Raw genomic sequence first — 19,064 nt, 5'->3', positions numbered from 1 at the left:
GTTAGAACACCTTCTTTCTCATTAGGTATAGGAAATAAGGCCCACCAATCACAGCCATTAGGATACCCGAAGGAATATCTAGTGGTGCGAATAGCGTACGTCCACCCGTATCTGCAATCAACAGTACCAATGCACCAAGCGCCATACTCATCGGCAAAAGATATTTATAATCAGAACCAACGAGCATTCTCGCCATATGCGGTACAACAAGACCAACAAATCCGATCATTCCAATGGCTGCTACAGAAATAGCCGCCAGAAATACGGCTAGCAAGGAGAGCAGGATACGAATTTGGTTCACATTTTCACCCAGATTCGAAGCAACCTGATCACCCAGACGAATGATATTTGCCTTACGAATCGCGAAAAACGATAAGATCCAACCTACAATGGCATATGGAAGGACCATCATCAAGGCATTATTCCCTTTTGCTGCAAGGCTGCCGTTAAGCCATTGAACCGCTGCAGGAAGTCTATCACTGTACATGATTGTTAAGAGTCCAATAACTCCTCCACAGAGCGCATTCACAGCAACACCAGATAGAATAATGGTAACCGGCGAAATGCCGGTTCGTCTCCACGCTAATGCATATACAATGCCGGCAGCAATAAGTCCACCAACAAAAGCAGCTATCGGAATGAACTGAGTATACTGAGGTGCAGCAAGCATTATGACAAGAACACATGCAGCCGCACCACTAGTTACACCCGTCAGTCCAGGATCAGCAAGTGGGTTACCCATCACAGCTTGCAGCAGTGCGCCCGAAATCGCTATATTCGCTCCGATGATCATCGCCAGTAATACGCGTGGCAATCGAATATCCCATATGATGGTGGCGTTCACCGCCTTAGACGATGAACTAAAGATCGTGCTGAGTATGTCTGATACCGGAATGAATACAGAGCCAAGTCCGATTGCAATAATTGCGGCAACGAGCGCTGATATAACCGTTACAATAACAACTATTCTGCTGCGGGATATTTTTATCACTTGCTGTCTCCTTTAATTATTCATAGAAGTATTTTGCAATTTCAGTCAGTGCTGTCTCTGCATTAATAATCGAAGTCACACCGAACACACTATAATCTAACATGTAAATTTTATCGTTAGTGTAAGCAGAAAGCTTTGTCCAAGTTTCGTTCTTCTCAATTTCTTTTTTGAACTTATCCTTTGTCGCGCCATGATCACCTGAAGCGAGTACAAGAATAACGTCTGGGTCAGCGGCTACAATGTTCTCCATATTAATTGGGGAGTAAGTTTCTGTAACGTTAAGTACAGAAGTAGCAATGTTATCTGCACCAAGCTTCTTCACCAAACTACCTAAATAAGATTTCTCACTCATCACCATAAAGGAATCCGAGGTACCAATAACGAGCATCACGCTCGGTAGTTCTTTTCCTTCGGCTAATTTACTTAGCTCATTTTCTTTATTCAAAATCTTGGTCAAAGCCGCATTCATTTCATCTTTTTTGTTAAAATAAGTGCCTAATACTTTAAGGCTAAGCTTCAAATCCTCGAAGGATTCTGTACGTAGATATGCTTTTTGTAAATCCATGCCTTCCAGTGTCTTATCTAGCGTGCTTCGAAGCGATTCCGCTCCCAGCAGCAAGTCCGGCTCAAGCTTTGTAACTACTTCAAGATCCGGTGCCATAGGTGAACCAATTTTATCTATCGTTTCAAAATCAGCAGGAATTGGATTGGTAGAGGTTGGCACACCCACTGGTGTGATTCCAAGCAAGTAGAGCATTTCTGTTAAGGGTACAGAAGTAGTAACAATACGCTGAGGTACTATGGCCGGGAATTGACTTAACGCTTCATTGAACAATGCTTCATCTACACCATCATTCTCCAGACTGAATTCCTTTCCAGTATCCGCTGTATTCGTTGCTTCTGTTGTATTCGCTGCATTCGCTTCTTTGGCAGTTGTATTCGTTGTTGCTGCATTCTTTGTTTGATTGTCCGCTGTATTGGTTGACGAACATGCAGTCATTGCAGTAAGCGCTGCAACAACCATAAGTACTAATAATTTCTTCAAAATCTATCCCTCCGAGTATGTATAATTATACGTTCTTTCTAGTGACAATGATTTTCATTCTCACCTACCACTCCTATGATAATGTTTATCATTATCAAGTGTCAACCATTTTATTTTAATTTTAAACTAGCAAAAACGCCTTTCTCATCCTTTTAAAAAGGACGATCCTTCTAGTAAAATATCAGACTTAAGTATGATGCAAACCTTTTACTTTCTGTTATTCAAAAAAAATAACCACATCCAAGGGATATGGTTATTTTGCATAAGAAACCTAATTTACTTATAGAGTTGCGAGGATTTTCATTCTTTTCTCTTCCCTCTCTTCTTCCTTTAACCTTGGGCATACATAACACTTTTCGCCATTTTCACGGCAATAGTAGAGACAGCAGGAAGAACGTAACGCTAGTTGCTCTCCTGCCTGGTACGGATTATCTGTATAGCGAATCGTATGCTTAAATGGATTTCTATTTCTGTGAAAAAGCTCTGGTGAGATGGATTCCGATAGTAGCAAGAAATTACGATTAAATCTCTCCAACACTTCTTCACGCGTCTCATTCTGAGCGATGAACTCTCTTAACATCCCTATTTCACCGCCAAATTGTTGCCAGATCATGGCTGATTTAACCCCTGCAGCTGCTGCGATGGCTTCTACGGCAGGTGTGACTGTATGTATAATAAATACTTCCCAGTCCTTCAGGATCATCGACTCCTGCTCTTTCTCCGGGACATCTTTATAGTGTAACTCCTTAATCTTATACCCCAAATGTACATGATCCTCGTGAGCCTCTATTTGAAAAGTTAAACGCACCAAGGATAAGTCCAGAATCTTATTGTATTGCGCCAGAAAAATCAGTTAAGTAGAACAAAGATTACATAGTGATGTCCCGAAAAAAGATGCAGGTAACTCCAGGCCGTGTGCCTGAACGATTTCCCCTGCTTGCTGCATCAAACCTCTTACTTGACCCATTTCAAAGAAATCTGTAGCAGGCATTTCAGCCAGTGGGTTCTCGGCACCATCCGGAGAAATATGATAATAGGTATTTACTAATGAAAAATCAAGCTCTTGCGACATCGGGTTAATCTCCTCTGCATTTATAAAATCTTGGCTCTTAATTATGGAACCTTCTTCTGATTTTGCTTTTTAATTTCCGGTCAGAAAAATAATCATCCCTATAATAGTTAGCAGTGAAATATACGATAGAGAACACACTGGTCTAAATCACAGTGGCTGCCACTTCAAAACTCCTCTGTTATTCTGCTGTAGACTAGTTGAATTTCCACTTTAACATTGTCTTTTTCAAACAAACATAGCTTACCACGACACAGATTATCTCTGCCACTACAAAGGAAAGCCATAGACCGATATTACCCAACATTAAAGGGAGGACAAAGAAATTTCCAATCAGCAAGATATACCGTAAAATTGCCAAAATTGCGGATGTTCTGGGATTATTAATGGCCGTATAGAAGGCGTTGATTATAATATTGGCACCTACAAAAATAAAATTAAAGCTATAAAATATGATAATCTCACTTGATGTATTCATGACCTGAAGATTGTCTTTTACAAAAAGAGAAATTAAGGGGGATTTAAAAATAATCAGTATTGCTGTACAAACCACACCAACCGATGTAACTATTTTAATGGCCACGGCAATAAGCTCTGATATACGACTGTACTCCTTGGCTCCGTAATTTACACTGCTAATGGCCCCTAACCCTCTCGACATGCCCATGATAACTGCATTAACTACTAGTGAGATATACTGAACTACCGCAAATGAAGATACGCCTATTTCACCAAATTTAGAGATCAAAATCCAGTTGAAGATCATAAAAGAAAAACCTGCACTGAATTGCGTAATCGCCTCTGAGGAGCCATTATAAATCATCCTTCCGATTGCTTTTGACTCCACTTTCCATCTACCTACTCTTAAAAAGCTTTCCTTTGAGATGAATTTCGAAAAAAATAATATAAAAACAACCGTTGCACTGATCCCAGACGCCAAAGCTGCACCGGTAATCCCCATATCTAAGGCACAGATAAAAATCAAATCCAAGATAATATTCAAGACTACACTAAGTAAATTACCGAACATATAAAGCTGAGGTTTGCCAATGGATTGCAATGAAATACCAAGTAAAATATTAAAAATTACAGGCACGACAAATAAACCAAACGTCCGTATGTAATCAACAACCATTGGAAAAAGCACTGAGTTCGCTCCAACGATTCTAGCCAGTACATGAGGAAAAAAAACTACCATTATGAAAATAGCCACGGTAATCATAAGCAGGGCGTAAAAAGCATTATTGAAGTAGTGATTAGCTTTTTTCTTGTTCTGCTCTCCTAGGCTAATAGCAGTTAATGTATTTCCTCCTATGGCAATTAAGATCCCTATACAGGAAATAATATTAAAAATCGGTGAAGCCATATTCACTGCAGCTAGTGCATTAGGTCCTACAAAACGCCCCAAAATAATTCCGTTAATAATTCCGTACAGACACATAGAAAGCGAAGCTACGATCCCGGGGATTGCGTAACCACGAAATAGTTTGGAAATTGGATCTTTTAATACATCAAGTTCTGTTGTCTTCATCTTCTCATTCTCCATTCACTGTTTTGAAATTTTAGATAAAAATCAGTACAATGAACACTATAATCTCTTGGGTAACACAAGAGTCAACGGGAGAACAATGCAATGAACAACTATTATTCTATTGGTGAAACAGCAAAACTAGCAGATACAACTATCGAAACCTTACGCCATTATGACCGAATCCACTTGCTGAAGCCTGCAAAAGTAGATCCCTCCTCCGGTTATCGCTACTATTCAGATAAAGAGCTTATTTATCTCGATGTCATCAACTTCTGCAAAAAAAAGAATATGCCGCTTCATAAGATTAAAGATGTATTTACGAATGATAATCTCGATTATATTATTAATTTTCTTAAAACAAAGGACGAGGAAATTGAACAGGAAATCAAGCAGTTGAATAAGACAAAATCACAGCTTAGAGCTTTACGAAAACAATATGAAAATCAAGCTTGTTTATCCGATGTATCTCTATCCCCCACCCATTTTTCAACCAAGGCTTTGGGAGAAAGAGCGATCGTAAAAATCCACTCCCTACAGAAACCCAACCTAGAAAGTTTCCATCAACTGCAGGATGCATTGAATCGACAGCTTGAAGATGAACCAAAAGATACATTCGCTTTTGATCTACGTGCAAATATTATGACTACTTTAGAGCCTAGTGAGAATTCATCTGTCTTTTTTGTAGTTTGTGAGAATTACCCAGAACAATCCGACTGCATATCAATATTACCTGAAGGGATTTATCTCTATGGTTATTGCTCGGAGGAGCAGAGAATGGAAACGATACAGAATATCGCTGCACATGCTAAAGCCGAATACAACACGGAGATTCCATTCGTCATCCAGTCCGTCATTTTCACCGGAATGTTTCAGTGGGTTTATGAGATTCAAGTATTATTAACATCTGCATGATCATAGTCGTGGTTTGGTATGGACACTCGTAAAAGACCCAATTAATATAAGAGTAAGCAAAACAGCATGTGCCGATATAAAATCGACACATGCTGTTGCTTTGAAAAAATGGTCTAGGCTTGTTCGAATTAAAATCTAGCCACAAAAAACTCACGGTCTGATGGAACGTTAAAACTTCTGATAGTAGCTCCGTTCTCATCTCTTAATGTAAGCAGATAAGCTACCGTTGTTAAGGTGGTAATTGTAGGGAATCTTACTACACCAAATTCGTCGAAATCAGCAGTTACTGTAGTAGTGCCTGCTCGTAATGAAGCTGTCCAGCCTGTAGTTGCTTTAGGTGTGCCACTTGCATTTGTACCAATAGCGACAACAATAAATCTATCCAATGTCTGTTTAATTCTCCGTCTCTTTCTCGTTGCAGCAGCTTTCACTCTTTTTGCTGCGAGGGCTCTCGCCGCCACAGCGGCTTGCCTATTAACTGGCTTCTTAATGGTCACCATTTGCATCACTACTTTCTTTTTTAGGATACGTTAGTAGATGCAAGATTTATGATTCTTGACTTCACTATTACCTATTAAGCGAGAAATGTACTTAATTCCTAATTCATAGATTCATAGATTCATAGATTCGTACCTACTGGATCAGTGATGCATATAATGCATTTGTGAGGTGATCCATTAAGAAATGAGTCGACAATTATGGGTAGAACAACATGGTTTAAAAATCCATAGGGCGCTGAGAAAAAGGATTCAACAATCTCAAGTCCCTCGCGGTGCAACCGCTAAAATTCCTATCATTATCAAATTCAAACAAAAAATGACCCCAGCCCAGCTGAAGTCATTACAAAAGCATTTAGAATTACATGACTTTCCTATCAAACACCACCTCCCCATACTTAATTCTGTAGCATCACGAGTTTCGATGAATTGTCTGAAACAGATGTGTGATTGGCATGGGATTGAGAAAATCTATGTAGATGGAATCAAAAAAATATCCCTTAATATAGCAACACCCTCCATCGGTTCTACCGCCGTCCAGAAGAAACAAGGGCTTACCGGTAAAGGGATCCACATTGCCATTCTTGATACAGGCGTGTATAGACACCCTGATCTGATTAAGCCCTGTAACCGCATCGTGGCTTTTAAAGATTTCGTCAATCATAGAAAACAACCCTATGACGATAACGGTCATGGGACTCATATTGCAGGGGATGCGGCAGGTAATGGGTGGATGAGCAAAGGGAAATACAAAAGCCCTGCTCCAAAGGCTGGAATCGTTGGCGTTAAAGTACTCGATAAAAACGGCGACGGATATGACTCCACGATTATTAAAGGAATTGAGTGGTGCATTGCAAATCGCAAGCGACTAAAGCTGCGTATCCTTTCAATGTCATTCGGAGGTACTGTCAATTCAACTTGTGCCGATGACCCACTATGCCAAGCAGTAGAACAAGCAATTAGAGCCGGCCTTACAGTTGTAATAGCGGCAGGAAATAGCGGCCCTAAGCGAAGTACGATCGAATCTCCTGGTATTAGTCCTTCAGCAATTACTGTCGGTGCAGTGGATGATCGCCGCACACTCACACAAAAGGACGACCGGATTACCTGGTATTCCAGCCGTGGTCCTGCACCGCGAGGGCATAAGAAACCAGACCTCGTTGCCCCCGGTGAAACAATCATCTCTCTTCGTGCTCCCGGATCCAAACTGGATCGTGAACTTCCTTACTTGCGGATAGCGAAGGATTACTTTGTGCTGTCCGGTACCAGCGTCTCAACACCTATTGTCTCAGGTGTTATCGCCCAATTGCTGCAGAGAAATCCATCTTTATCTCCAAAGCAAGTGAAAGCCCTACTGAAGAAGAACACATTCTCTCTGAAACTTCCCCCTAACACAGCGGGCTGTGGTGAGATCAATGCGAGATTTTTATTGTGATTTTGCTTTTTAATACTTTATTTCTCGCTTAAACGCCGTGATAACAGAAACGGATAACTCTTCAGTAAATTTACCCGTAGGTTCAATTTCTAATAAAGAAGATCTCATATCCGCTTCAAATCGTTCTATGTAATCTCCAAATAATCGCTTAGATGCATAGGATGTGGAATACAAATTACCAATAATCGAATCCACGGTCCATGTGATTGAATAACTGGGTAAAACCAGTCTTTCCACATCTTTAAAACTAGATTGCGCAACAATGTCCTCATGTCTTTCTTTAGGATGAGTATAGGTGCTGTCTCCTGCTATCCTTTCGTTACCTAACCAGCGTTTCACTATTTCATTTACCTTAAGCTGCCAAGATAATGGTTCTTGCTCAACATTAAAAGTATCAATAATGGCTAGACCGCCATTATCGTCCAAACAATGATATAGAATTTCAAGAATGGACGCCCTATCCATCCAATGAAACGCTTTGGCGAGAATGGTAAGACGGAAGGAGCCCCAGTCGCTCAGCAGCTCTTCTGCTCTACCCAGCTTCCAACTAACGTTACCTACTCTGTGAATTTTTGATAGACGATTCGCCTCATCCAACATTTCACTTTCCGTATCTACACCTATCATTTCTTCAAACCAATCACTGAATCTTAGTGCCAACTGACCCGTACCACATCCTAAATCAAGTAAACGACCCTCTCCGTTAAGCGAAAAATGCTGAATCAAGAACCGAATAAGGGATGAAGGATACTGTGGTCGATATTCTGAATAGTACACCGCAGTACCTTTAAATAAATTCGAACCATATTCATTCATAGTTTCACCCTTCTCTGTTTCTAATAGGACAAAATCATAGCAGACATCCCACTAAAATAAAAGGCTGTTCGGATTGAATCCGCTCAGCCTTTTATTTATGCCGATACGCCTAATTCGCTGTATTTGGACTCAGGAATCAAAAAAATGCACTTAGAAATGATTGACAAATAAGTTCGTTGCATATATGGTTAATTACATAACTAACTAACCAATGAACATGGCGGTGAATACATGGGAAACTTAATAGATGATACACGACCGATATTTATGCAGATCGCCGAACGCATAGAAAATGACATCATCGAAGAAACACTCTTGGAGGAATCACAGGTTCCTTCAACAAATCAATTTGCTGTTTTCTACCAGATCAATCCGGCAACGGCTGCGAAAGGTGTGAATCTGCTAGTGGATCAGGGAATATTGTACAAAAAGCGAGGTATCGGAATGTTTGTTGCTTCTGGAGCGCGTGCAGTATTGATGGAGAAGAGAAAAGAGCAATTTTATGAGCAATATGTTGTAACTATGATCCGTGAAGCTGAGAAATTAGGAATAACGTTGGATCAATTAACGAAGATGATTCAGAGGGGAGATAATCGGTCATGAATGAAATCGTTGAGATCAAGGGGCTAACCAAGTCGTATGGAAAGGTAACCGTCATCCAAGACGTTAGTTTTTCTTTGGAGCAAAATAAAATCTATGGACTGCTTGGCAGAAATGGTGCGGGGAAAACAACGATCATGCACATGATCACAGCCCAGTTATTTGCTACAAGTGGTGATTTGAAGGTATTTGGAGAACATCCCTACGAGAATAACCGCGTACTCAATCAGATTTGCTTCATTAAGGAAAGCCAAAAGTATCCGGATACGTACCGTATTATCGATGTTCTAGAGGTATCCGCGTTATTTTTCCCTAACTTTGATCGGGACTACGCCCAATCCTTAATCAAGGACTTTAATCTCCCCTTAAAAAGAAGAATAAAGAAGCTGTCCAGAGGAATGCTCTCGGCGGTGGGTATTGTAGTCGGCCTTGCCAGCCGCGCTCCGCTGACTATTTTTGACGAGCCTTATTTAGGTCTGGATGCTGTAGCAAGAAGCCTGTTTTACGATCGATTGATTGAGGATTATTCAGAATATCCACGAACAGTTGTCTTGTCTACACATTTGATTGACGAGGTAAGTCAATTGTTAGAGCATGTCATTGTTATCGACAACGGTAAGATTATTATTAATGAGGATGCTGAAGCTCTTCGCGGGCGAGCCGCTAAGGTGATTGGTGCAACTGCGAAGGTCGAAGAGTTCATCTCCAGTAAAGATGTCATCTCTCGTGAACCTTTTGGCGGATTACTTTCTGCCACTGTAGTCGGCTTAAACTCAACAGATCTATCACGTGCTGAGATGCTTGGTCTGGAGATCTCCCCCATATCTTTACAACAGTTAATTGTCCATCTTACAAATAGAAGATCTCAAGGAAAGGAAGTGGCAGTACAATGAACCATATGACAGGGATATTAAAAATGCACTACAAGGATAAATGGTTTTGGTTATTTATGCCTTGGATCATATTATTGTCCAGTTTTCTCGTTAATCTTATCATAGCTTTTTTCATGCAAGAACCCATGTATACCGGTGGCCTAGTCTCTATCTTTATTTATATGTTTGTCATAGGTATCATCATTTTGGTGCAGACTTTCCCCTTTGCCTTAGGCTTAAGTCTACGGAGAACGGATTATTTCTTCGGTACCTCCTTGATGGCTGTTATTACAAGTGCCGGCTTCTCCCTTCTTCTGTTCCTGCTATCCGTTATAGAAAACAATTTAACACCTGGATGGGGTGTGCAGCTACATTATTTTCACCTACCATACTTGAATGATGGTACTGTCCTAGAACAGCTGTGGATCTATTTTATGATCATGTTGCATATGTTTTATTGGGGATTTGTTATATCCAGTATCTTCCGCAGATTTGGTAGAAGTGGTCTTTTCATTTTCGCGGCAGTCATGTTTATTCTGTACAGTGTCGCTGGATTGTTAATGACGTATTATCGGTGGTGGGGAGATCTATTTAATTGGTTTGCCAGCCATACCGCATTTGATCTTGCCTTGTGGACCATGCCTTTGACGGTCTTGTATGCACTCTTATCGTTCTGGATGCTTCGGAAGTCTACAGTGTAAGGCACTGCCTCGAATATTCTAAATATTGTAGGTGTAGGAGGTACCTTTATGGATTATGTGAGGGATTACGCCATGTATGTTTCTATATTCGGTATGTTTAGTTTTAGTTGGTTTGGTTGGGCACAAGAAAACCCCAGATCCAGCTGGCGTAAATATATTGGCATAGCTTCTGGTGTATCCCTTCTCATCTGCTTGATTGGTATCTATTTAAGTATAACGAACTGGGATGCTCCTTCCGTTTTAAATGACAAGACCTCTTTTGATAATTATTTAATTTCTGTCTATATTGAATTATTTGTGGCAGGTGCTGGAGCTTCTATATTGTTGAAATGTAAGTTTAATGATTACGTTGCTCCTTGGATTGCCTTTATTGTAGGAATTCATTTTATTAGCTTAAATAGTGTTTTTAATGATTTCAGTTTATACCTTTTAGCAGCACTTCTTGTTGCAGTCTCTATCGCATCACTATTCATATCGAAAAAGCTTAACGTCGCAAACAGTGCAATTACAGGCATTGGTACTGGAACAGTTCTGTTTGCCTATGCCCTATTAGGCTTAATTCGATATTTATCGATCTAGATACGATTATGCTCCAGTTGCCTCGGATTAATTATATTCACAAAAAAGAAACTCCCTTGATTTCTCAAGGGAGTTTCTAGTGATGCGGTCGAGAGGACTCGAACCTCCACGGTATTGCTACCACACGGACCTGAACCGTGCGCGTCTGCCAATTCCGCCACGACCGCACATCGTAATGACTACATATCTATCTTGCGTCACAAGATAGATCATACCATGCTGAGATTAATGCGTCAATATATTCTCTAGCTTTTCTAATCATTCATTATTTTATGGATAATTATTGCTTTTACTTCCGAATATAAGGTATAATGAGAACAAAAGTTCGCATAATATAAATGAGGTGATTTATAATGGCGACTACAAAGTTGAAGACATCCATGGTTGATGAAGAGGTTACGAAAGAAGAAATGTCCCTTGTCAGAAGCTATTTGCTGCTAACGTTTATTCATAAAGTGTTCGAACGTGACTGCCGTGTAATCAGTAAGAGTGGTCTGTTTAAGACCCCTCAGCTTTATATGGAGCTCGTGTCTGGTGCCACTAAGAAGACCTCATTAATGCTTCAAGAAGTTACGCGCGAATTGAGCTCACATGATCTGAAGGTCACAACCGTTCGCCAAGATCAACGGGGCGTCGAGGCCTTGTACACCTGTAGAGGATATCAAGGTGAGATGAATATATTATGGCCAGGATTCCGTAGAGAGATGCTGCTGCGTATGCGCGCATATCTCGGCCTATCCACAGAGCTCTCCATGCTTTCCAGAGAAGAAAGTGAGACCCAGCTAGCACTAACCATATAATCCACCATAAATAAAGAACAGCTCCCTACCCACTTGGGTAAGGAGCTGTTTATGCTGCCAAGATTATATATTATCAGGAGCTTTCCTTGGTTCGCTGAAGGGTTGGAATAGATAATTCCGATCAAGCTTTACTACCCGTCTATTCTGGCGACGTATCATCACCTGCGAATCGTCCCAAGCCAGAACAATCCCCTTTACATCATTACTTTCTATGCCATCACGCACCACACGAATTTTCTCACCGGAAATTCGGTACGCATCCAATTGTTCATCGCTAATCAACATAAATCCCTCCCTCTATATAGCTTATCCTATATTCATCCAGAAAAAAGACCCAAATGAAAAGTCATCTGGGTCTCGTATAAGCAATTGACCAATTGCATGTCTACTAAAGCATTCTTATATCAGCGCTTCATTCTTCTCAAACCAGAAGTCAAGAACTTTAGCGGACATCACACGTTGCTCCAGATACTCCACTTGGTTAGTTGTGAATTTCTCCCTCCAAGGGAAGGAAAGTTCCTCACACAAACCTTTGATTGTCAGAAGCTCTGACCAAGCTACATAGCGTTTGTACCAAAAAAACTGAGGATGTTCAATCATATAGGGATACAGATCGTCGAATTCCGTGTGTTTGCAATCCAGCGCACGCTCGAAGTGATCCTTGGCCTCGGTTAATTTATCAATAAAAAATTGCTCAGTCACCGGTTCTTTCCCCATTGTGACGCCTCCTCCCTATGTCTGATTTTATTATAAAGGAAAATCTATAGGGTGAAAAGCAGTTGTTTAAAAATAGGCATGTTCTTATTCCAAATTCGGGTTATTCTCCAAATTCAATGGTGCCCCCGCTAAGAGAGGTTATTCTTACAAGTGACTCCAACCGGATCCCCTGCTCCTTGATCGTTCGAGCTCCTGCCTGAAAGCTTTTTTCCACTACAACGCCAAGACCAACCAGCTCAGCGCCAGAGCGTTGAATAATTTTAATCAGCCCGCGTGCTGCATCACCATTAGCAATAATATCATCGATAAAGAGAATTTTATCCTCCGGGGAGATGAATTGGCGAGACAACATGATGTCGGTAACAATACCTTTCGTAAACGAAGGAACTCTTTCACAAAGTGCGTCCGGATCTGCTAGGAGCGTTTTTTTGCGGCGTGCAAAAACTAACGGCACCTTTAACTCATATGCGGTGGCAAATGCCACGGCAATGCCCGAGGATTCCACGGTCACAATACGTGTAATTCCGCAGTCCGCAAACCTCCCGGCAAACTCCCGTCCCATTTCCATCGTAAGCTGCGGATCTACCTGATGATTCAGCAGTGCATCCAGCTTCAGCACTTCATCCGAAACGACGACACCTTCCTCCAAAATCCGCTGTTTCAATACTTCCATGATTTTGAACCTCCAATACCCTTTATAATCGCAGACGCTCCGTACAAATGAATCACGGAAGTCATGTCCTACTGATCCTCATCATAACCTGTACTATATAGAGTGCACAAGGCAATCCTGCATAGCACTCCTTATGATTTTTCTTTTGCTTCTTAAAACGATTAGGAGGGCAGCCATGAAATCACATGTCCGAACAATGCAGATCGCTTTCACTTATATCGGCACCATTGTAGGAGCCGGATTCGCCACCGGTCAAGAAATATTAAAATTCTTCACTCGTTACGGACACTGGGCAGTCCTGACCATCCTGCTCTCTACTATACTGTTCATATGGCTGGGTACAAAAATGATGGTCATCGCTCGGCGCATAGAAGCAGAATCTTATGAGGACTTTAACCGTCATCTCTTTGGTGACCAAGTCGGAAGCACCATCAGTTTGTTCACGATGGTCATCCTGATCGGTGTCAACAGTATTATGCTTGCAGGGGCTGGAGCTATTTTTCAAGAGCATCTTGGATTTCATTATCAAACAGGGCTAATACTAACGTTGGTTGGTTCTTATTTTCTGCTTAAACGGGGGATTTCCGGCATTCTGCAAATGAACAGTCTGATTGTCCCGCTAATGCTTACGCTATCACTCCTCATTATTTTTAATACGTTTCAAATTCCAGGAGCAGAACGATTCCTATTCCTAGAAAATGATCGATCTATCTTTGGCGCTTGGATGTCGCCGCTGCTCTACACCGCCTTCAATCTAGGTATGGCTCAAGCCGTATTAGTTCCGATGGCTCGTCACACAGATGAAGAAAAATCTCTGGTCTGGGGCGGTATTATAGGTGGTGCCGGGATCGGCTTTATGTTGATCGCCGCGCATTTCGCGATGAGCTCACAGATGCCTGGGATTCTCCAATTTGAAATCCCTATGGGTAACATCGCCATCCGGCTGGGTACTGTAGTACAAACTATATATTTGCTGCTGATCTTTATGGAGATCTTCAGCACTTTTGTTGCCGACATTTATGGCGTCACCATGCAGCTAAAACAACGAATTCCCGTTAAACCCACATTAATTACACCAATTCTGATGTTGGTCTGTTATTTACTGAGCCAATTTGGCTTTAGCTCTCTTCTCTCCGTGTTCTACCCGATATTCGGAGCTTTATCTTTGGTCTGGGCTGTCATGCTGCTACGAACGCCATGGTCTATTCCACCACGTATCGATTCCTCATCGGGTTCGAGTGGAAAAGGGAACAGCCTTGTATCCATAAAACCAGTTACACGGAAATAACTGCTGCTGTTGGAATGATTCGCGCTGCCGCTGCCGCCACATGCTTGTGACAAGTCATCATTACAATCTGGCGGGAGATTGACAGTTCACCAAGCAGTGAAAGAGCAGCATGAAGACGAGCTTCATCAAAGTTGACGAATAGGTCATCGAACAGCAATGGCAGCGATACTTGCCGAGTCATCGTCTCTGCCAGTGCCAAGCGGATGGAAAGGTACAGCTGTTCTGCCGTCCCGCGGCTAAGCAGTCCGCTGTCGATTAGTCCAGCATTTTTGTGTTCAGCTTTTAGCTCTTTATGGCCCAGAGTCATAACAACTCTCTTGTATTCCCCTTCCGTCAGCTTGGAGAAATAGTCGGATGCAAGCAATAGTACCTGCGGCTGCTTCTCCTGTTCATAAATACGGCGGGTTCTTCCAATTAATTCGGCTGTTAATGCTGCTACTGCATATTTATCAGCCACAATTCGCAGAGCGGCTCTCTGCTCTTCCAATTGCTGAATTACGGAGTCCTCCATACAACGCTCTTTCAAGTATTCCCTTTCCTGAAGCAGCTTTCCTCGTTGCTCCAGCAGGGTGTTCCACATTTCTTCCTCCCGTTCAGCCAGCTCTTCAGCCGCCATCCGCTCGTTTTGAAGTGCTGAGGCATCATGATGATCTAATACTACCTGCAGGGCGGCAACTCGCTCATCCTCCCAGCCTCCAAACATAGCTAACTCCCACTGACGAATGGATTTATTCAGCTCACTGCGCCGCTGTACAGCAGCCGATCTTCGTAAGAAGTCCTCCCCGCTTATTGCTCCGCCTTCATGCAACAGGTGTTCACGCTGTTCTCTAAGTTCACCTAATACTCTATGGCTTTCCTTAAGCTCCTCCAGAAGCTCCTGTAACCGTGACTGAATACTTTCCCGTCGAACCAGATCCTTTTTCAGTTCATCCCAAGCTCTTTTTCGAAGTTCCAGCCAGCTCAGTAAAGTTAGTGCAGATCTTCGTTGTCCATCCTGCGCGTCCATATCAAAGCTAGTTGCCGCTACGCCAGACTCGTTTAAAGGATCAGTACCTGATTCATAAATGAGAGCAAGCAGCTCCTCCTCGAACAAGTTGCACTCTGCTTCAAGCTGCTTTAGTCGCAGAGAAAGCTTATTCTCTTGGCGCAGCAGTTCGTTCCCCTGCTCCACCATTGCGAAGATATCCGGCAGCCCTTCCGGGGACAACCCTTCAGGCAATCTGCGCTCACGCAGCCACTCTTCATATTGCTCAGCAGTTTGCGTGAAAGCCGTCTCTGCTCGGGTCATTTCTTCCGCGAGCAGCTTCTCTTGGCCTGCCAGCGTCTCCAGCTCCGTGCGGCAGGCATCCCGCTCGGCGGCATAGCGTTCAATGCGCTGCCGCCAAGCTGACCAAGCCTCCATGAGCCTGCGAAGCTCCCTCATGGAGGCTTCCAGCCCGCCTGCGTCAGGGCTGGACCCCGGGGCGGCCGACCGCCGCCCCGGCGTAGCGCTCTCCGGCTCCGCCCCGGAGAGCAGCTGCCCCCGCAGCCGCAGCATCTCGGCTGCGGCTGTGCCCGCGTCCCCGCCAGGCCCTGGCGGGGACGTTTCCGGCCGTCGCGCTCCGCTGAGGCCGGCCCAAAGGGCCAGATCGGCCGCGCCAAGCAGGCCGATCGCGAGCACTGCGCTGGCCGGCGGAGCACCGGTCAGCCACAGCGCTGTGGGCAGCAGCACAGTTAGTGCTGCCCCAGCCCACAGCAGGCGCCGGTAGAGCGCGGCCATGCGCTGCGCGCTAGGGCCGTCACTTCCGGCGCCGGGGGCGCGCTGCGGCCCTTCGCTGAGCTGCGCTTCGCGCCAGCGCTCGGCCGCCTGCTGCAGCTCGTCCCACAGCTGCAGCACTTCACGGGCGCTGCGCGGAGCCAGCTGCGCAAAAGATTCGGCGCCGGTAGCGTGCTCACGCGCCAACGCCCGTTCTGCTGCCTGCAGCGAAGCTGAGGCAGCGGCCAAGCGGGATCGCAGCGTCTGCCGCGCTGCGCCCTCCGCCTCCATGCGGCGATCATAACTCGCGAACGCCGCCGCAAACCTCCGTGCAGCCTCACGATCTGCCGCTGCACCCGCAAATGCAGTCAGCTCTGCCGCGCTCCAGCTGATATCAATGCCTCGCAGAATTCGCTGCAAATGCTCATTCAGCGCGGTCAATTCACCTTCTAGCCGCTGTCTTTCTACTCGCAGGTTTTCATAGCTGCTCCGATGGCGATCCAGCCGCTCCAGCGCAGGCCCCTGCGCTATTAACAACGCATCCGGTGGATTCTGCGCCAGCTCATCCATAAGCTCACTTTGCAGACGTTCATAACGAGTTACTGCTCCTAGAGCATTTCGAATTTCACCTTCAAGTGCCTGATAGCGAATCGCTCCATCTTCAGGAAAGGTTGTTATCACTGGCAGATCTTGCAGCTCGAGCTGCGCATCGCTCCATTTTAACCACAATTCACGAACATCTTGAGCTTTGCGAAGCATCACAAGCTTGTCTCCAGTAAGCTTACGTTGTTGTTCCAATTGATCCAGCTCAGATTCCATAACCTTTATTGCTGCTATATTACCGTTATAACGTGGAAGATAAGAGTGGCTCTCCGCCATCTGGCGCTCTAGTTTCTCAATAGCCTGAACGATTTTTGCAGCTTCCTGCAGCTTGCCCCGAGGTTTATATAGCTTCTCAGCTTCCTGTACCAATCGGCGTTCCGCCCGCATGATCGTTCCACCGCCGCCCATCCCTGCATGAAAGAGAAAGCTGCTCATCTCTTCTGATTGAAGCGCGGCAAGCTCCTGCAGTTCATCGAGAGAGACCGCGAACAATTGATGGAACATGCTTCGAGAGATACCGCCAAGCAAAAGACGCTCCATTTCAGCTTGTCCCAGCTCTTGCGTCGTTCCATTCGGATAATTAACCGCGATGTTCAGCTTCTCATTTCTTCCTGAGCCCTCACCACCAGAGGTATGGCGACGAATGGTCCATAGACCACCATTCATATCACGCGCCTTCAGTATTCCCCCATGCAAGCCGCCTTGCATAGGTTCATACCTCTCCGTAGGGTTACCACGACTTGGAATTCCAAACAGCATGGAGCGAATAAACTGCAACGTCGTGCTTTTTCCTGCTTCATTACGTCCATAGAGTATGGTAACGCCTTCCGATAGATCAATCTCTCGGTTATGCAAGCGTCCGAAGCCATGGATCTGCAAATGTTCAATTCTCATCTTCTGGAGCACCCTCCATTCCACCGAGCATTGTGATTCCCTGTTCCGCTGCACTACGAAGCCAATTTAACTTCTCCTCTTGACTTGTCACCGAGAGCAGCTGTCGCAGCTCTTGATTCTCCATGAGCGGCTTAAGCGCACTGTTTATTAATTCTTCAAGCGCTTCTGCTGAATGTTCCGTACGCTCTGTAATTCGCAGCATTTCTCCAAGAAAGCTATCCTCCTCTAATAAAAGTTCACGGTCAATAGCTAACCCCGACTCTACAGCGAATCCTTCCACCCAGACAAGTCCTTTATAATCTTTACGTTCAGCCCGAACCGCCTCACGGCGCTGGAGTTCAGACAGCAGATCCTCTGCCGCTCCTTTTTCAGCTAATACTTTATGTACGTCCCCGCGTCCGATCAGACGAAATCTGACCACTGACATCAGCTCCGGGAGTTCCTCCCTGATTTCGTCAATCACCTGCTCCACCCTTTGTATCCATTCTGCTTCATGACTTAATCCCTCAATGGATAGATCCCGTACCTGCCAGCGAACATAATCAAGCTCATGAAACCGGAGCGCAATACTTCCAGCCTCATCAACATCCACAACATAACAACCCTTTGGTCCGGTTTCCTTAATACTGCGTCCCTGTATATTACCTGGGTATACAATTGCTGGTTTCTCATGCAATATACTGCGTTTATGGATATGCCCAAGCGCCCAATAATCAAAACCCCGTTCGATAAGATCCCTACGGCTACAAGGAGAATATGTCTCGTGCACCAAATCACCATCTACATTTCCATGCAGCATAGCAATATGAAACAGACGGCTGCCAGGCTTTCGAGAAAAGGTCAGTGCTGTGTTGTCGGTAACTTTCGCAGTCGGATAAGAGATTCCACTAACAATAGCTACTTCTTGACCATCTTTACGACGATAAGCAGTGGCATGATCTGGCTTCTCCCCTCCGAACACGGTAACATGCTTTGGCAATTCCGTTGCCAGACGCAATCCATCAAGTGGATCATGGTTACCATGAATCAGAAACACTTGAATCCCGTGCTGGCCAAGTTCCTTGAGCGCTTCTTGAAATCGCAGCTGACCCTGTAAGGAAGCATCTGAAACATCATACACATCTCCACTGATGACAATAAAATCAACTTCCTCTTGGATCGCAACGCGGACAAGCCGCCCTAGGGCGACGAAGGTTGACTCGCGTAAATAAGAACGAATGGCTGGCGAAATATACGCCAGCCCGGCAAAACGGCTATCCAAATGTAAGTCAGCAGCATGTAGAAATCGAAATGGAATCATAGCTGC

At 44.1% G+C, this 19,064-nt stretch carries 20 protein-coding genes and 1 tRNA gene; 8 read left to right on the top strand and 13 right to left on the bottom strand.

What is annotated here, in order from left to right:
* Position 1: 1 nt before the first annotated feature.
* The 5 genes from NST74_RS10690 to NST74_RS10670 form a co-directional block, all read right to left on the bottom strand.
* Positions 2-991, bottom strand: a complete 990-nt coding sequence (locus tag NST74_RS10690) for a FecCD family ABC transporter permease (RefSeq protein ID WP_341111943.1) — start codon at positions 989-991, stop codon at positions 2-4.
* Between the two features lie 16 nt (positions 992-1,007).
* On the bottom strand, positions 1,008-2,036 hold the full coding sequence (locus tag NST74_RS10685) for an ABC transporter substrate-binding protein (protein WP_341111942.1): 1,029 nt from the start codon (positions 2,034-2,036) through the stop codon (positions 1,008-1,010).
* A gap of 280 nt (positions 2,037-2,316) precedes the next feature.
* A complete protein-coding gene (locus NST74_RS10680; protein ID WP_341111939.1) occupies positions 2,317-2,799 on the bottom strand; it encodes a hypothetical protein in 483 nt (160 codons plus the stop codon).
* A 90-nt stretch (positions 2,800-2,889) separates the two neighbouring features.
* Positions 2,890-3,108, bottom strand: a complete 219-nt coding sequence (locus NST74_RS10675; protein ID WP_341111938.1) for a hypothetical protein — start codon at positions 3,106-3,108, stop codon at positions 2,890-2,892.
* A gap of 193 nt (positions 3,109-3,301) precedes the next feature.
* Entirely contained in the window at positions 3,302-4,636 is a 1,335-nt protein-coding gene (locus NST74_RS10670) for an MATE family efflux transporter (RefSeq protein ID WP_341111937.1), read from the bottom strand.
* Positions 4,637-4,738: 102 nt separating this feature from the next.
* On the opposite strand from NST74_RS10670, the gene NST74_RS10665 reads away from it, so the two are divergent.
* The gene (locus NST74_RS10665; protein ID WP_341111936.1) at positions 4,739-5,548 is read left to right on the top strand and encodes a MerR family transcriptional regulator; all 810 of its coding nucleotides are present in this window, start codon (positions 4,739-4,741) and stop codon (positions 5,546-5,548) included.
* 128 nt (positions 5,549-5,676) lie between these two features.
* Here NST74_RS10665 and NST74_RS10660 read toward each other — a convergent pair whose 3' ends face one another.
* Positions 5,677-6,057, bottom strand: a complete 381-nt coding sequence (locus tag NST74_RS10660; RefSeq protein WP_341111934.1) for a hypothetical protein — start codon at positions 6,055-6,057, stop codon at positions 5,677-5,679.
* Positions 6,058-6,469: 412 nt separating this feature from the next.
* Here NST74_RS10660 and NST74_RS10655 point away from each other — a divergent pair, with 412 nt between their 5' ends.
* Positions 6,470-7,480, top strand: a complete 1,011-nt coding sequence (locus NST74_RS10655; RefSeq protein WP_341111933.1) for a S8 family peptidase — start codon at positions 6,470-6,472, stop codon at positions 7,478-7,480.
* Positions 7,481-7,489: 9 nt separating this feature from the next.
* Here the strand turns inward: NST74_RS10655 and NST74_RS10650 are convergent, their stop codons facing one another.
* Positions 7,490-8,296: a class I SAM-dependent methyltransferase gene (locus NST74_RS10650; protein ID WP_341111932.1), complete on the bottom strand. Its 807-nt coding sequence runs from the start codon at positions 8,294-8,296 to the stop codon at positions 7,490-7,492.
* A 231-nt stretch (positions 8,297-8,527) separates the two neighbouring features.
* Between NST74_RS10650 and NST74_RS10645 the strand changes: the two genes are divergently transcribed.
* The 4 genes from NST74_RS10645 to NST74_RS10630 are packed head-to-tail and all read left to right on the top strand — an operon-like array spanning position 8,528 to position 11,048.
* Entirely contained in the window at positions 8,528-8,899 is a 372-nt protein-coding gene (locus tag NST74_RS10645; protein ID WP_341111930.1) for a GntR family transcriptional regulator, read from the top strand.
* Positions 8,896-9,789 (top strand): ABC transporter ATP-binding protein, encoded by an 894-nt coding sequence (locus NST74_RS10640; RefSeq protein ID WP_341111928.1) that lies wholly within the window; start codon positions 8,896-8,898, stop codon positions 9,787-9,789. The genes NST74_RS10645 and NST74_RS10640 overlap by 4 nt, the downstream gene beginning before the upstream one ends.
* On the top strand, positions 9,786-10,469 hold the full coding sequence (locus NST74_RS10635) for a hypothetical protein (protein WP_042126401.1): 684 nt from the start codon (positions 9,786-9,788) through the stop codon (positions 10,467-10,469). Before NST74_RS10640 ends, NST74_RS10635 begins: the two co-directional genes overlap by 4 nt.
* A 48-nt stretch (positions 10,470-10,517) precedes the next feature.
* Entirely contained in the window at positions 10,518-11,048 is a 531-nt protein-coding gene (locus NST74_RS10630; protein WP_341111927.1) for a hypothetical protein, read from the top strand.
* A gap of 83 nt (positions 11,049-11,131) precedes the next feature.
* Here the strand turns inward: NST74_RS10630 and NST74_RS10625 are convergent.
* Positions 11,132-11,215: transfer RNA gene (locus NST74_RS10625), tRNA-Leu, on the bottom strand.
* A gap of 186 nt (positions 11,216-11,401) precedes the next feature.
* Between NST74_RS10625 and NST74_RS10620 the strand changes: the two genes are divergently transcribed.
* Positions 11,402-11,848 (top strand): hypothetical protein, encoded by a 447-nt coding sequence (locus tag NST74_RS10620; protein ID WP_339290322.1) that lies wholly within the window; start codon positions 11,402-11,404, stop codon positions 11,846-11,848.
* A 63-nt stretch (positions 11,849-11,911) separates the two neighbouring features.
* Here NST74_RS10620 and NST74_RS10615 read toward each other — a convergent pair whose 3' ends face one another.
* From NST74_RS10615 to NST74_RS10605, 3 genes are all read right to left on the bottom strand, one after another.
* Positions 11,912-12,130, bottom strand: coding sequence for a hypothetical protein (locus NST74_RS10615; RefSeq protein WP_042126394.1), 219 nt, complete (start codon positions 12,128-12,130; stop codon positions 11,912-11,914).
* Between the two features lie 117 nt (positions 12,131-12,247).
* Positions 12,248-12,565 carry a hypothetical protein gene (locus tag NST74_RS10610; RefSeq protein ID WP_036689410.1) on the bottom strand — a complete coding sequence of 106 codons (318 nt, stop codon included), beginning with the start codon at positions 12,563-12,565 and terminating at the stop codon, positions 12,248-12,250.
* Between the two features lie 100 nt (positions 12,566-12,665).
* Positions 12,666-13,238, bottom strand: coding sequence for a xanthine phosphoribosyltransferase (locus NST74_RS10605; RefSeq protein ID WP_042126391.1), 573 nt, complete (start codon positions 13,236-13,238; stop codon positions 12,666-12,668).
* Positions 13,239-13,413: 175 nt separating this feature from the next.
* On the opposite strand from NST74_RS10605, the gene NST74_RS10600 reads away from it, so the two are divergent.
* Positions 13,414-14,526 (top strand): YkvI family membrane protein, encoded by a 1,113-nt coding sequence (locus tag NST74_RS10600; RefSeq protein WP_341111926.1) that lies wholly within the window; start codon positions 13,414-13,416, stop codon positions 14,524-14,526.
* Here the strand turns inward: NST74_RS10600 and NST74_RS10595 are convergent.
* Together NST74_RS10595 and NST74_RS10590 are read right to left on the bottom strand one after the other, a co-directional pair.
* Positions 14,513-17,758 (bottom strand): AAA family ATPase, encoded by a 3,246-nt coding sequence (locus NST74_RS10595; protein ID WP_341111925.1) that lies wholly within the window; start codon positions 17,756-17,758, stop codon positions 14,513-14,515. The genes NST74_RS10600 and NST74_RS10595 overlap by 14 nt on opposite strands.
* Entirely contained in the window at positions 17,748-19,058 is a 1,311-nt protein-coding gene (locus NST74_RS10590; protein ID WP_341111923.1) for a metallophosphoesterase family protein, read from the bottom strand. The genes NST74_RS10595 and NST74_RS10590 overlap by 11 nt, the downstream gene beginning before the upstream one ends.
* Between the last annotated feature and the right edge of the window lie 6 nt (positions 19,059-19,064).

The organism is Paenibacillus sp. FSL F4-0125, from assembly GCF_038008565.1.
Taxonomy (GTDB): domain Bacteria; phylum Bacillota; class Bacilli; order Paenibacillales; family Paenibacillaceae; genus Paenibacillus_AQ.
Note: the sequence above shows the minus strand (reverse complement) of the source record. Positions and strands in the feature narration are given on the sequence as shown.